Below are 13,144 nucleotides of genomic sequence, written 5' to 3'. Positions count from 1 at the left end.
CGTCCCGCGAGAGGCCGTCAAGGCTGCTCACCTACCAGGAAGGTTTTGCTGATCAGTCGGAATTTCTCATGGCTGGCACTGCCGAGCAGTTCGAACAGGACCATCTCGCGGGTCACGATCTGAGCCCCGGCATCGCGCATGCGCTGCAAACCGGCGGCCTTGCTGAAGGCCGTGCGACTGTCGCAGGCGTCCTCGACCACAAACACCTGCTTGCCCAGCGCCCGCAGGCCAAGCACGGTTTGCAGGACGCAGACGTGGGTTTCCATGCCACAGACAATCACCTGCTCGCGCGCCAGCAACGACGCCGGCAGGCATTCGCCGGCCACACAGGAAAAATGCATTTTCTCGACGATTTCGGCGGCGCCGGCCGCTTCCTTCAGGGCCGCAACGGTTGGCCCCAGCCCCTTGGGATACTGTTCGGAAAATACCGTTGGCAGGCCCAGCTCGGCGCCTGCTGCGATCAGCCAGCGTGCACGCGCCAAGGTCCCCGCCGGATCGCTCATCGCGCCGATGAGCTTTTCCTGGATGTCGATGACCAACAGCGTGGATTGGGTGGGATCGATAAGCATGGCAGGCGCCTCCGGGCCGGGCAGTAATCGGGACAGGTTCCCGACTATGCTGGTCAAAGGCGCACTGCGCAACCGCCACGCTTCAGGCCGACAAGCGATGCCGCTCCAGCGATGCACACAACACGCCGAGCACGCGATCCTCATGCTCGTGAATGAAAAAGTGCCCACCTGGGAAGATCTCCAGGGCGAAATCGCCGAGGCTCTCCTGACGCCAGGCCAGCAACTGTGCTTCGCTGGCACGGTCGGTTTCCCCTCCGAGCACATGCAACGGGCACCGCAGCGGCGCCCGCGAACGGTACTGGTAACGCCCACACAGCAGAAAATCGGCGCGCAGCACCGGCAAGGTAAGGCTCATCAGCTCCTGATTGGCCAGCACCTCTTCCGGGGTGCCCTGCAAGGTACGCAGTTCGTCGATCAGCACTGCATCGCTTTTCGGCTCACGCCAGTCCGGGCCATCGTATTCTTCGCGGCGGGTCGGCGCTGCTGTACCGCAGGCGAACAACGCAACCGGCGCCTGGCAACCCAAGGCTTGCAGCTCATGAGCCAGCTCGAAGGCGAGCAAAGCCCCGAGGCTGTGCCCAAGGATGGCATACGGCTGGCTGACAGCCAGCCGTTGCTCCTGCGCCAGCTGCCGGGCCAGTGCCTGCATGTCGGTCTGCAGCGGCTCGCCCAGCCGCGCGCCGCGCCCAGGCAGCTCGACCGGGCGCACGTTCAGCCAGGCCGGCAACTTGCGTCGCCAGCGGCTGTAGAGCATGGCGCTAGCGCCGGAGTACGGCAGGCACAGCAGGGTCAATGACGACACTGGCGCCCCCTTACTGTGCGGCAGCGTTTTCAGCCATTTTCTGGCGAAGGCTCAGCGGACGCATGTCGGTCCAGACCTCATCGATGTAGGCCAGGCAGTCCTTCTTCAGGCCGCTTTTTCCTACACTGCGCCAGCCAGTCGGGATGGCCTTGTAGTCTGGCCAGATGGAGTATTGTTCCTCGTGGTTGACCACTACCTGGAACACGATGTCGTCGCGGTCGAAAACGGAAGTCATTGCTAATCTCCTTCGTTGGGTGAGGGCTCTTGGCGCCGGGCGCACGGAAGCTATAGAGGGAACGAACGACCCAGCGCACAAATTAGGCAAGACTCGCCCACCCGTTAGCGACCGGGTGTAAAGTGTCGCTCTGACTGCTCAGGAACTTCCCAGCATGCTTGGCGTAACCGACTATGGCGCGTTCGTAATAGCCTTCATCGTTCTGCTGGCAATACCCGGCCCTGGCAACTTTGCGCTCATCACTGCCACCGGCAAAGGTGGGATCAGCGGAGGCTTGGCGGCCACCTTCGGGGTGATTTTCGGCGATCAGGTGCTGCTGTGGCTGGCGGTAGCCGGGGTGGCCACCCTGCTCAACAGCTACCCGGCGGCGTTCCATGCCGTGCAATGGCTGGGCGCGGCCTACCTGGCCTACCTCGGCGTGCGCATGCTGCTGTCCAAACCTGGCGATGCGCCGGTACGGCCGATGCAGGCCAGGCACTTCCTGCGCCAGACCATGATGATCACCCTGCTCAACCCCAAGGCGATCATTTTCTACATGGCGTTCTTCCCACTGTTTGTCGACCCGGCCCATCACCAGGGCCTGGTGACCTTCGGCTTCATGGCCGTAACCATTGCCGTGCTGACCTTTATCTACGGGCTGGTGGCGGTGCTGTTGGCACACTTTCTGGCGGAGCGGATGCGCGCCAGCCCCAAGCTGTCGAACCTGCTTGAGCGCTTGGCAGGCATGTGCCTGGTAGGTTTCAGCATCAAACTGGCGGTGTTGCGCTAGCCATCTGCACAGTGGGTTTCCCTATGACCGTCGACGCGGGATAATCCCCGCGCTCGGCTCATCAAGGTATCCCCCATGCAAAACCACCCCCTGAACACCGCAGACTTCGCGTTCATCGAAGACACTCTGCTCCAGTACGGCGACGATCACTCCGTGCTCAACCCTTCCGAGCTCGACGGTTACTTCACCGCCCTGGTCTCCAGCCCGACCCAAGTGGATATCGCCGAATGGTTCCCGGCGATCTTCGGCGGGCAAAACCCGGAATGGCAGACCCCAGCGCAGTGCAAGCAGTTCATCGAACTGAGCGTGCGCCACCTGAATACCCTGGCCGCGCAACTGGCCAATGATAGCCAGGCCTTCTCACCGCGCTTCGAACACACCGAGCACCAAGGCCAGAGGCTGACCCTCGCCGAAGAATGGTGCTTCGGCTACCTGCGCGGGGTTGCCGTCGGCAACTGGCCCGAACTGCCTGCCGAGCACGCTGGCGCGTTGAACGCCATTGCGGCCTGCGCCGAGCAGGACAACTTCGAACTACCAGCGGACCTGAACGTGGCCGAGCACCTCGCTGGGGTCGCCCGCATCGAGCCGGCTGCCCGCGCCTTGCACGACTACTGGCTGGCGCAACGCTAACAGGCAATTCGGAGAGCCAACCTACAAGGCGACCCGTGCCAGACGCTGCAGCTCGGCAATCGTTGCCGGGTTGCGGTGCTCAAGTAGATCCTGCTGAATCTGACAGATGATCGCCTTGAGCAGATCGGTCTGGCTCAACCGAGTCACCTTCAGCAGCACATCGAAGTCAGCCGCCACGTATGAATTCACTTTCATCGACAGGCGCTTCATCGAGCGTGCCGGCGCTACCTGCCGGGCAGCACACTGAGCAGCCAAACCCTGCACAAAGCCCTCGTGGGTTCCGCTCAATTCGACCGCTGCTGCCTGATGCTCGGCCAGTACATGGAAGTAGTAACTGAGGAACAGCTTGCGGACTTGCACCCCGGCCTCCCGCGCCACCGAGTGCATCGCCGCATCCAGCACATCGAGGTACACCGCCGGCAGCCGCGCCTCGATGGAGATCAGCTGTTTTTTCGCCTCCTTGATCGCCGGCGTCGACTGCGCCGGGATTGCCACTACCGTATCGCACTGACTGCAGACGCCGACCAGGATATTCCTTGCCTCGCCAAAGCCGTCGCTGAACGGCACATTGCGCCGGGCATAGACGGTGGTGACCAACTGCTGACACTGCTCGCAGAGCGCCTTGCCCTGCTCACCTTCAAGAAAAATGTTCATACATAGCTCTCACCGATGGACGCTGATGAACCAGACGTCTGGCTCGATAAAGTAAAACTTGATGTACCAGCCCAAGCGCCGCAGCACGTGGACTTCGATGCCCGCCACGCGATGGTGCGCGCTGCTGCAATGGTGCATGCCAGAGCACTGGCGGACGATTTCGATGACCTGCTGGACCGACACCTCGCCAGTTGCCAGCACATTTTTTACGTCGATCGAGCCACGCGCCGCGTGCTGATAGTTGCCCGCCTCCAGTGCCGCCAGTAGATCCTGCCTAGCCTGTTTGAAGCCTCTTTCCATGTTGGCCCCTCTAGGTACGAAGAGTGTCGTACATTTCAAAGGCGGCATCCAGCCGCGATTTGTAACAGGACCGGACGGCTTGCCGTGCAAACCCTCAAGCCCCTGCCTGCACCAAGGCTAGCGGCGCCGAGGCAACACTGACGCGGCAAAAACGTCATCGAACATTTCAGCGGGATGTCGACTGCACACTACTTGCGCTTCTTCTGCAGCGTTTTCAGGCGAGCAGCTGGCACGCTGCGCCGCCGCCATTTTTTCTGGCCGTTTCATCTTCTTCCAGGTGCGGATTTCGTCTTTGCTACGCCCGCAGCTCACACACAAATCGCCACTGAGCTGGCAGGTGGAAATGCACGGGTTCTCGATGTCCTTGGCCATGCTCAACCCCGCGCCGGCCGCAGCCGCGACAGGCGTTGCGCCCAGTCCCCGGCATTGACCCGCCGACACTGCTCTTCGGAGTCGAAATGCACATGCCGCGCCAGCCCCGCGAGCGTCACCTGCGCAGCCTCCAGGGCCTGCCCGGTCAGCTCGATCATGCGCGCGGCCTGGCCGCTGGCCAGTGCCTGATCCTTGTGCTGCTGGGTGTCGAATACCCAGACCACCACCAGACTGGAAGGAAATACCTGGTAATCGATCTCATGGGTCAACCAGCAGAAACCGACCAGTTCCGCCTTGGCGATTTCACAGGCATCGGTAAGGGTCGCCACCAGACGCCGCTCGATGCGTGCCTGCTCGCGTTTGTTCAGGGTCATGCCAGGTCCTCGTTCTGCCGGCCTTCTACAATGGCGCGAATCATACGCCAGCGACGCGCCGCACCGCCTGCCGTCAGCCACTACGGAATGTTTGAACTTACCGGCGGTCGACTCTAGTAACACCGCCATTACCAGCGCCAGGCGCCAACGGGCGCACGGTCGGGTTGGCTCCCCGGCCGCCGGTATGGCGCAGCACAGGATCACGTTGGCTGCCTTCAGAAGGTTCGACCATGCGCCCTATCACCCTGGCAACATTGCTTCTCAGCGTCCTGCTCGTTACACCGCCATTTGCCGCCGAGCCGCTACCCAGCGTCACCGCCGCAAGCGCCGAAAACAAGGCCGAGGTGCTCGAACAGAAGGCCGCCAGCAACAGCCCAGCCAGCGCTACCGCCCCCCTCACCCGCAGTGAAGTACAAGCAGTCGACCCGGCCGGTGCAGCGGCCGTGGACGATGCCATCACCTGCCTGTCGCGCACCATTTACTGGGAAGCCAAGGGCGAAGGCTCGGCCGACATGGAGGGGGTGGCCAACGTGGTGCTCAATCGCGTCGGCCACGACGGCTTCCCCGACACCGTCTGTGGTGTGGTCAAGCAAGGCGTGGAACGCAAGACGTGCCAGTTTTCCTGGTGGTGCGACGGCCGCGCCGATCAGGTACAGGAAGAAACCCGTTACACCGTGGCCAAGGAAATCGCCCGCAAGGCGCTCAATCAGCAGCTCAAGGACCGAACCGCCGGCGCGCTGTATTTCCACGACCGCAAGGTGCACCCGGATTGGGCCCGGCAGTACCTGAAAACCGCCGAAACGGAGAAGTTCCTGTTCTACCGGCCACGCAACGGCAAGGCAAAATAAGCCCCCGCCAGCGCTGAACATTCGCTGGAAAATCGCGCATCATGGGCGCACTCAGCTTAAGGGAGAGTTACATGCGCCTGTCATCCATTCTGCGTATGGCCACGCTGTCGCTAGGCTTGGCGTGCGCCGCCACGGCCATGGCCAGCGAAGAAACGCAACTGGTCGATTCGATCAACAGCTACCGCAGCCAGCCCCAGCGCTGCGCCGGCCAGGGCTCGATGGAGCTGCCGCCGCTGGCCAGCGACCCGCGCCTGGTACTGCCGGCCGCCAGCATCGGCGACCTGCAACAAGCCCTGGCGCAGGCCAGCTACCCAATGGTCAACGTGCAGGCAATCACCCTTTCCGGGCCACGGGATGCGCAAGCGGCGATGCAGGCGGTGCGCGAAAGTTTCTGCCAGGTGGTGCTCGACCCGCAGTTTGTCGATATCGGCGTCAGCCGGCAGAACCGCGATTGGCGAATCGTCCTGGCGCGGCCGTTGCTCGCCGGGCGTCTCGGCGATTCGCTGAGCGAAGGCCAGAAGCTACTCGAAGCGATCAATGCCGCGCGTGCCGCCCCACGCCAATGCGGCAGCCAGCCGTTTGCTGCCGCCACAGCGCTGTCCTGGAACGCGACGCTGGCCGGGGCCGCCGAGAGCCACACGCGCTCGATGGCCAACAACAACTATTTCGACCACAAGGACCGCGACGGCCGCACCCCCGGCGATCGCGCCGAACTGGCCGGCTACAGTGCCCAGTTGATCGGCGAGAACATCGCCGCCGGACAGGACAGCGTGCGCAAGGTGCTCGACGGCTGGCTGGCCAGCCCCGGGCATTGTGCCAACCTGATGAACCCGCAGTTCCGCGCGCTGGGCGCCGCCTATGCCGTCGACCCGAAAAGTGATGCGGGAATCTACTGGACCGCCATGTTTGGCACGCCCTAGGCCTCAGCCGCCGAGGCGCTCCTGCACCAGTACACGGGCGCGGTGAGTCAGCTGGTCGAGGTGCCGATCACGCTTTTTCTCGGCTTCGGTCATTGCCTTCTTGCCGTGCTGCTGCAACAGGTAGGCATGAATCTGCCGGACCTCCAGCGACCGATAGATCGGCGCTACATCCAGCACCGGTAGCAGCCCGGCAGTGCGGTAGTCGCGGGTATTCATCAATACCTGCGGGCCACGCGCCGCCAGCACCTGAAAGCCCATCGCCTCGAAGTACGGCACTTTGCCGACACTGCTCGCCAGCTCGACATGCGGGTAACGGGCCATGAGCGTTTGCAGCAGGCTGCGGGCGATCCCCTGGCGCCGATACGTGGGCCGTACGGCCAGGTAGGCCACGCTGCACGCTTGCGGGTCATCGAGGGTCGGCTGGTAGAGGACGAAGCCGAGCACGGTCTCCGGGGCCTGATCGTCCAGCGCCACGATCAGTTCGACCGGCATGTTGCGCGTGCCGTCCATGGCCTCGAAGTACAGGTGTACCTCGTAGCCGACACCATACTGGTACAGCTGATACAGCGGGTTGCTCGGGGCAATCGCCACCTGGCTGATCTCGCTCAGGTCGTCGATGACCATTTGCTGGACCTGGCTCTTGATGGTCTCGGACGGTGGAGTGTGGAACAGGTGGATACTCGGCATTGCGCGGCGGGCTCGTGATGAATGCCCGTGCATGATAACGCGACTGGTTGCCCCGCTGGCTACGCCCGCCCGGCAGCGACGGGCGTAGTTCGATGGTGCCGATGAAGCGGCCGCTCTGACGTTGCAACGCATCAAGCGCCAGGTCGCGCGCTCGCTAGGCCAACTGCCCCTCCTGCACGGTCAACTCGCGCAGCAGGTTCAGCTCATCGGCCTTGAGCTGCTCCTCCAGCGCCTTGATCCGCACACCGAGTTGCTCGGTCGTTTCGTCCGGATAGCGATCGAGCAATGCCTGCACCTGCGCCTCGAAGTAGCCCTTCAGCACCCGGAAGCGCTCGGCATAAGCTTCTCGCAGATAGTTCACCCAGAAATCGCGATGCACGGCATAGTCCAGGAACTCGCTCCCGCCCTCTCCGTGCTGGACCTGTTGCAATGCCTCCTCCAGTTCAAGCTGGCTGACATTGGCAACGTCTTCGTACAGCATGCGCCTGGGCGGCAGCGGCAAATCCAGCGCCTCGGCCCAACGCAGGCGATACGCCAGGCGTACTTCGGCCTCATCGCGAACACCGGCGCGTGCGCGTGCGGTGCTGTCCAGTTCGTTCAGGCGGTAGAGCCGCCTGGTCAGGCGCAGAAGCGCGGAGCCACGTTGTTCGTTAGCCACCTCCAGCAGCGATTGACGAATAAATACCTGAACTTCCATCTGGTTGAACTCCAGACGCAAACCGTCCGGGCAGGTGTCATGCGCACGGAACTGGGCCAGCGGCTCCTCTGCCATGCCATTGAGCGTCAGTCGCAACGCACCATCCTGGCCGGCCACTTCCAGCACACGCCATACGCGCTCGATCAATTCGGGACGGCTGCGAGCACTGCGATAGTCGCCGGTGTACCGCAAGCGATCGATGAGCGACAACAGCTGCGAGGCATCGTTGCCGTTCACAAGCTGCCCCCATAGCGCCTGACGCTGCTCAACCTCCTCGATGGAGCCATTCAGCCAGCCTTCATGGGGTAACGCCGGCTGCACGATATCCGCGTCCTCCGCACCGGAGTCGGGGTCGGCGTTGCTTTCGTTGCCGTCGGAAGAGTCAGATGCATGTCGATGCCGGCGCAGTTGTGCGATGTCTTCCGGTAAGTCCATGCTGAACTCGAATGATCGGTTGCGCGCCTCGGACAGATGAGCTTCGGTCATGGTTTCCCGCGATAACGGATTGCCGCGCAGATCGATAATGGTCACGGCCTCGGTGCTGCGTGGGTTATCCAGCACCCACTGGGGCAAATCGACAATCTGGTTGCCGTTCAGGTACAGGCTATCCAACGAATGCGGAACCAGTTGCTCAAGCCACGTCGGCCACGCCGTCAGCCCGACCCGCTGCATCGAGAGCATGCTCAGTTTTAGGGAGGCCAAAGCGGAAACATCCGTGATTTCGCCCATAAAGTTGCCATCCAGATCCAGCCATCGCAGCCGGCTCAAGCGTCCAAACGCCTCCATGGCCGCCTGATCGATTTCCTGGCTCATACCGCTCAGGTCCAACGTTCCCAGCGAGCCTAAACGCTCCAGGGCTGTCGGCAGTGCGTTAGGCAGCATACCTTCGCCAATAAATCGCACGTTGCGCAATTGGGCAAACCGGGGCAACAGCTGATTGAGCTGCACAGCATTGTCGGCAGTACCGGTCACCTGCAGGTTACGCACACGCAAGTAGAAAGCATCCGGCAGGAGCTGCGGGAAATCTGCAATTGCCTGTTCGTCCAGACGCAGTACCGCAGTGCCGTGTTCAGCGTAGGCGGTACGGTGCCAGAAGCGTCTGATCTCCAAGGCAGTCTGCGCTCGTGCCGGGTTGGCCTGCCCGGTCGACGTGGAGGCCTGGCTCCAGTCATCCAGCGCTTGCAGAAATTGACCGCGCTCGACTTCGAGCTGATGCAAGTGGGGTTGCAGCTCGACCGGCACATCCATATCGAAGCTGTAACGCGAGCCTGACCACTCGCTGAGCCGGGCCCGAATGATCGTCCGCTGCCCCAAGGGGTTGCCGTTAAGCCGGATATGGGTACGGGGGCCCTCATCGACACCCGCTCGCAGCAGGAACTTGGGGAGCGAATTGATCGAGTTCTGAGCCAAAGAAACCTCGGCAATCGAAGCAAGTCCCTGAGCGGTAAGCGAAGACGGCCAGCGACTTCTCATGGTCCCGTCCAGCCCCAGATAGTCTAGGCTCAAGACAGTGAAATCCGGCTCCTGCTGGAACATGGCGGTATTGCCTAAATCGAGCCGTCGCAGGCGTGGCATCCTGCGAAACTCAGTAAGCTCCCGATCTCCGATCATGACGCCCGGCCCTCTGAGCACCAGCGACTCGAGCTGCGGCAGGCACTCCGCCACCGTGGAAGATAATCTCGAGAACAGCATAAAGTCGCCTGAGAAGTTGAGTGCCGTGAGTGACGTCAGATTTGGGAAGTGTGTGAGCACCCTGTCGAGTGGTTGGAAAAAACGCACTACGCTCCAGTCGCTGACTTGAGTATCCACCAGGGTCAATGACGTCGCCCGTTCGCCAACAAAGCTGGGTAATTCGGACGGAAAGTCGTCGATATAAAATGATTGCAGCACCAGCTCACCCGCACCACGCCCGATCTCCGGCAGAGCACTGGCCCGCCAGAGCTGCCACAACGCCTCACCCAGAGAGGCTCGGCCTACCTGACGTGGCAGCGACATCGATGGCTGATGGCTGGCAGCCGCCGTCCAGTTGTCCAGTACCGTGCGTAGCGCTTGTTGCTCATCGAGCAACTGATTGAGCCGCTCGTTGATCTGAGCACGACTCAACCCGGCATCGTTCATCTGTCGGAGCACGTCTTCGGCGAATACGTCGTCGAACTCGAGCAGGCGGATTTTGTCCAGCAAGCTTTCCTCGGTGATATAGCCGGCCATCCCGCCACTCAATGGATACCCCAGCCGACCGTCGGCCAGGCGCATGGGCGACCGCCTTCCCGGCGTGGTCCGCTGCATCTGCAACGCCTCCATCAGGGACTGACGTGGCAGCAACGGCGAGGCCTGCAACTTCTGCCGCAGCTCGACACTCTGCCCAACATGGGGGACCCCCAGGGCTGCACGCTGCTCGTCCGGCAACGCATGCATCAAGGCGCTCAGGAAGTCATCCCGCCCATGCAGGTGGCCGCCCTCCTCGTCGAGTGCAAGGTAACCGTCACCCTGCTGCACCAGCACCTTGCGCGCTGGCGCATCGAGCGGGCCGATGCTGTCGAGCAACGGGCCATTGAAGTGACCGTCGCGCACTTCGATACGTAACGCGTCGGCCCAGCCGGGAAGCCGCTCCACACTGTGCAGGAACAGCCGTGGTGTATCGACGCTGCTCACCGAATCGAGATACAACCCCTCGTACACCCGGCTGAGCCGTACCTGATGCAGAAACGCCCGGGCTTCCTGCCCCAGGCGCAACGGCACTCGCTGCTCCGCACGCAACTGGGCTAGTTCCTCTTCGCTGGCATGGGCCAACACTTCGTCGATCACCGCGCTCGGCAGCCCGCCAAAGACGCCTTGGAATACCCCCACCTCGGCCGCCTCGCGCACCTGCAGCCGGGCGTAACGCCAGGCGAACAGTTCGCTGCGACCGTCGCGGGCAGCCTGCGCCAGGCGGCCGCGAAGACGCCGGACCCGCACATCCTGGGCAATCCGGCCAGCTCCGGGCTCTTCATCGAGCAACACCTTGATTGCCGGCTCGTCCAGCATGTTCAAAGCATCGACAAGCACATCGCCCGCCCCCGGCACCACGCTGCGATCAACCGGCCAGCCAGGCTGATCGTGCAGCAAGCTGGCCTGCAGTTGCGAGTCGGCACTCGCATCCCCGGCCTCCATCTGCGCAATAAACCGTTGCAGGTCCTGATCGATCTCAAAGCGTTGCACGGTATCGACCAGCAATCCAGGCGGTGGTTCGTTCTCGGCCAATATCCGCCGCAGGGTTGCCTCGTGTGTGCCACTGACCTGCAAAGCCTGGCTGACAGCTTCGTCGGATAGCTCGCTGCCCAGGCGCCCCAGGCGCCGGAACAGCTTCAGGCCTTGCCACTCCAGAGGCTGGTCCAACTCATGCAGCCAGGCACCAGAACCGTTGTGGCGCAGCAACGGTTGGTACCCGCCGTCACGCGCAGGATGCTGTAGACGATGCGCCTTCCCGTCGGCGCCAGCCCTCACTGCGTAGATACGCCCCTCCAGCGGCAGCCACAGCTTGTCTTGATATTCGTAGAGCCCAACAGCGTTGGGCTTTAGCCCGGCGGGCAGGACGATGTCGTGAGCAAAGGGTTCAAGATCCGGCTTCCACAGACGGCTACTGCCGTCGGGCAACTGCACTTCACGCATTCGCCCGACCAGCGCCGGCATTTCTATCGCGGGTATCTTCCCTAGGCCGGCAGTCGCGGTGCCAAGGGCCCCAATCAGGGCCAGATTCTGCACGATGTCCATCAAGTAGCCCCAGGCTTGTGCCTTCTCGTCATGGGCCAGGCTTTCAACACCTTCATACGCCTCATAACTCAGCTGCGCAGCCATCACCCCGAGCATCACCTCGCCCAACCCAGGCACCACGAACGCCGCGATATTCAACGCATTGAAGGCCAGGCCGGCGAGATACTCGAGTTTGGCCACCATCGTCCTGAAGCTTACCTCGGCGGTTGGCACCGCATGAAACAGCGCATCGTCCTTGAGCTGGGCAAATTTCTGCGCCGACAACGCGCTGAGAAAGCTTCCCTTCAACTCGCCCTCGCGCAGGTGCAGCCGCGCGTCATGGCCAATGCCAATTTCATAGATGCGATCGGTGTCGTTCCACACCTTGGGCTCGAGCACTTCTCGCAAGCGTCGGTAAACCATGGCGCGCTGCCGCGCCGGCACGAACCGCTGGAAGAAGCTCATGTAGCGGGGGGTCTTCAACATCCGATCACGCAATTCGTTGTGGAAGGCCTGGCTCGATGCATACAGCTTCAGCGGCGCTACCGGGTCGTCCGGCACATAGACCATGATCGGCTCAATACCCCGACTATCAACGTAGTCCTTACCAATGACGACGATGCCGATCAGCTCGACTTCCCACAACTGCAGGAACGTACAGCTCAATGGCGCACCGTCCAGCGTCGCCGGACGCCCGCGGGCAATGTCGAGGGCGGCATCGCGCAGACGTTCGTCGATGAGGTCGTTCAGATACGCCCGGTGCACCTGAACCTCGAACACCGAATGCTCCAGCAGCTTGAACAACGAGCGACGGTTGGCGGCGCCAATACCTGGCCCCTGCTCCGGCGTGTCCGGCGGGTTCAGCACGGACTCGATCAAGCGCTGGTATTGCCCGCCAAGATCGAGTTCGCGACAGAGCCAGGCGAAGGCCCAGGGCGGAATGCTCAGTAGCGTGCCGTCGATCGAGACGCCCTTGAGCGGATAACTGCCATAAATCGCCGACGCCTGCCCGGCGCCGATATCCATCCCCCCAGGCTCCGCTTCCGATGCCTCGAAGTTCTGCAGGGCCGCCTCCAGCAGCGATTGGGTGGCGGCCTTCAAGCACTTCTGCAGACGCACCAGCGGGTCATGCGAGAGTTCTATGAAGGACATTGGCAACTCGGCGCGATGGGCTTTGAACAGGTAGGCCTCGCGTACATTGACGTCCAGGTCAAAGTGGGTCTTGATCGCCGCCGTCAGGATCGGCTCGGCAAAGGCCTCCGCAGTCGGCAGCTGAGCCAGTATCGGGGCCAGGCGTTGTTCGTTGATCCGGTAGTGGACATGCGCCTGTTGTAGTGCCTTGACTGCAGCCGCCGGCTTGTCCGGCCAGGGGTGTGCCCGCATTCCTTGTGCACGCAGTTTCTCGTGTAGCGCGGTGGGCGCTGCGAGCAACCATTTGGGAATCTTGCGGGTCAGCACCTGCGCGGGGCCAGTGCTCAAGCCAGTTGGGGAGGATTCGGTCATGGGTCCAGCCTTCGTCCGGTAAATGGCTGGCCAGAGTAGGGAGATGGCCTGGGAG

Annotated in this window: 12 protein-coding genes and 1 pseudogene; 4 read left to right on the top strand and 9 right to left on the bottom strand. The window is 62.5% G+C overall.

Annotated elements, in window-relative coordinates; all coding sequences use genetic code 11:
* Positions 1 to 17 precede the first annotated feature (17 nt).
* The 3 genes from DCO48_RS10865 to DCO48_RS10855 form a co-directional block, all read right to left on the bottom strand.
* Positions 18 to 569 carry a hydrolase gene (locus tag DCO48_RS10865; protein WP_116550610.1) on the bottom strand — a complete coding sequence of 184 codons (552 nt, stop codon included), beginning with the start codon at positions 567 to 569 and terminating at the stop codon, positions 18 to 20.
* An 82-nt stretch (positions 570 to 651) separates the two neighbouring features.
* Positions 652 to 1,371, bottom strand: coding sequence for a thioesterase II family protein (locus tag DCO48_RS10860; protein ID WP_116550609.1), 720 nt, complete (start codon positions 1,369 to 1,371; stop codon positions 652 to 654).
* Between the two features lie 10 nt (positions 1,372 to 1,381).
* Positions 1,382 to 1,606, bottom strand: coding sequence for an MbtH family protein (locus DCO48_RS10855; RefSeq protein ID WP_116550608.1), 225 nt, complete (start codon positions 1,604 to 1,606; stop codon positions 1,382 to 1,384).
* 154 nt (positions 1,607 to 1,760) lie between these two features.
* Here DCO48_RS10855 and DCO48_RS10850 point away from each other — a divergent pair, with 154 nt between their 5' ends.
* A complete protein-coding gene (locus DCO48_RS10850; protein WP_116550607.1) occupies positions 1,761 to 2,375 on the top strand; it encodes a LysE family transporter in 615 nt (204 codons plus the stop codon).
* Positions 2,376 to 2,450: 75 nt separating this feature from the next.
* On the top strand, positions 2,451 to 3,005 hold the full coding sequence (locus DCO48_RS10845; protein WP_116550606.1) for a UPF0149 family protein: 555 nt from the start codon (positions 2,451 to 2,453) through the stop codon (positions 3,003 to 3,005).
* A 21-nt stretch (positions 3,006 to 3,026) separates the two neighbouring features.
* Here DCO48_RS10845 and DCO48_RS10840 read toward each other — a convergent pair whose 3' ends face one another.
* The 4 genes and pseudogenes from DCO48_RS10840 to DCO48_RS10825 form a co-directional block, all read right to left on the bottom strand.
* Positions 3,027 to 3,659, bottom strand: coding sequence for a hypothetical protein (locus tag DCO48_RS10840; RefSeq protein WP_116550605.1), 633 nt, complete (start codon positions 3,657 to 3,659; stop codon positions 3,027 to 3,029).
* Between the two features lie 9 nt (positions 3,660 to 3,668).
* On the bottom strand, positions 3,669 to 3,959 hold the full coding sequence (locus DCO48_RS10835; protein WP_116550604.1) for a hypothetical protein: 291 nt from the start codon (positions 3,957 to 3,959) through the stop codon (positions 3,669 to 3,671).
* Positions 3,960 to 4,147: 188 nt separating this feature from the next.
* Positions 4,148 to 4,331 (bottom strand): annotated as a pseudogene (locus DCO48_RS10830) (DUF1289 domain-containing protein).
* Between the two features lie 2 nt (positions 4,332 to 4,333).
* Positions 4,334 to 4,705: a hypothetical protein gene (locus DCO48_RS10825; protein ID WP_116550603.1), complete on the bottom strand. Its 372-nt coding sequence runs from the start codon at positions 4,703 to 4,705 to the stop codon at positions 4,334 to 4,336.
* A 230-nt stretch (positions 4,706 to 4,935) separates the two neighbouring features.
* Between DCO48_RS10825 and DCO48_RS10820 the strand changes: the two genes are divergently transcribed.
* The gene (locus DCO48_RS10820) at positions 4,936 to 5,553 is read left to right on the top strand and encodes a cell wall hydrolase (protein ID WP_116550602.1); all 618 of its coding nucleotides are present in this window, start codon (positions 4,936 to 4,938) and stop codon (positions 5,551 to 5,553) included.
* A gap of 71 nt (positions 5,554 to 5,624) precedes the next feature.
* Positions 5,625 to 6,473 (top strand): CAP domain-containing protein, encoded by an 849-nt coding sequence (locus DCO48_RS10815; protein ID WP_116550601.1) that lies wholly within the window; start codon positions 5,625 to 5,627, stop codon positions 6,471 to 6,473.
* Between the two features lie 3 nt (positions 6,474 to 6,476).
* Here DCO48_RS10815 and DCO48_RS10810 read toward each other — a convergent pair whose 3' ends face one another.
* Together DCO48_RS10810 and DCO48_RS10805 are read right to left on the bottom strand one after the other, a co-directional pair.
* Positions 6,477 to 7,160 carry a GNAT family N-acetyltransferase gene (locus DCO48_RS10810; RefSeq protein ID WP_116550600.1) on the bottom strand — a complete coding sequence of 228 codons (684 nt, stop codon included), beginning with the start codon at positions 7,158 to 7,160 and terminating at the stop codon, positions 6,477 to 6,479.
* A gap of 154 nt (positions 7,161 to 7,314) precedes the next feature.
* Entirely contained in the window at positions 7,315 to 13,089 is a 5,775-nt protein-coding gene (locus DCO48_RS10805) for an NEL-type E3 ubiquitin ligase domain-containing protein (RefSeq protein WP_116550599.1), read from the bottom strand.
* Between the last annotated feature and the right edge of the window lie 55 nt (positions 13,090 to 13,144).

Source organism: Pseudomonas sp. SDI (genome assembly GCF_003105155.1).
Classification (GTDB): Bacteria; Pseudomonadota; Gammaproteobacteria; order Pseudomonadales; family Pseudomonadaceae; genus Aquipseudomonas.
The sequence above is the reverse complement of the archived record's forward strand: the minus strand, read 5'-3'. Positions and strand labels throughout refer to the sequence as shown.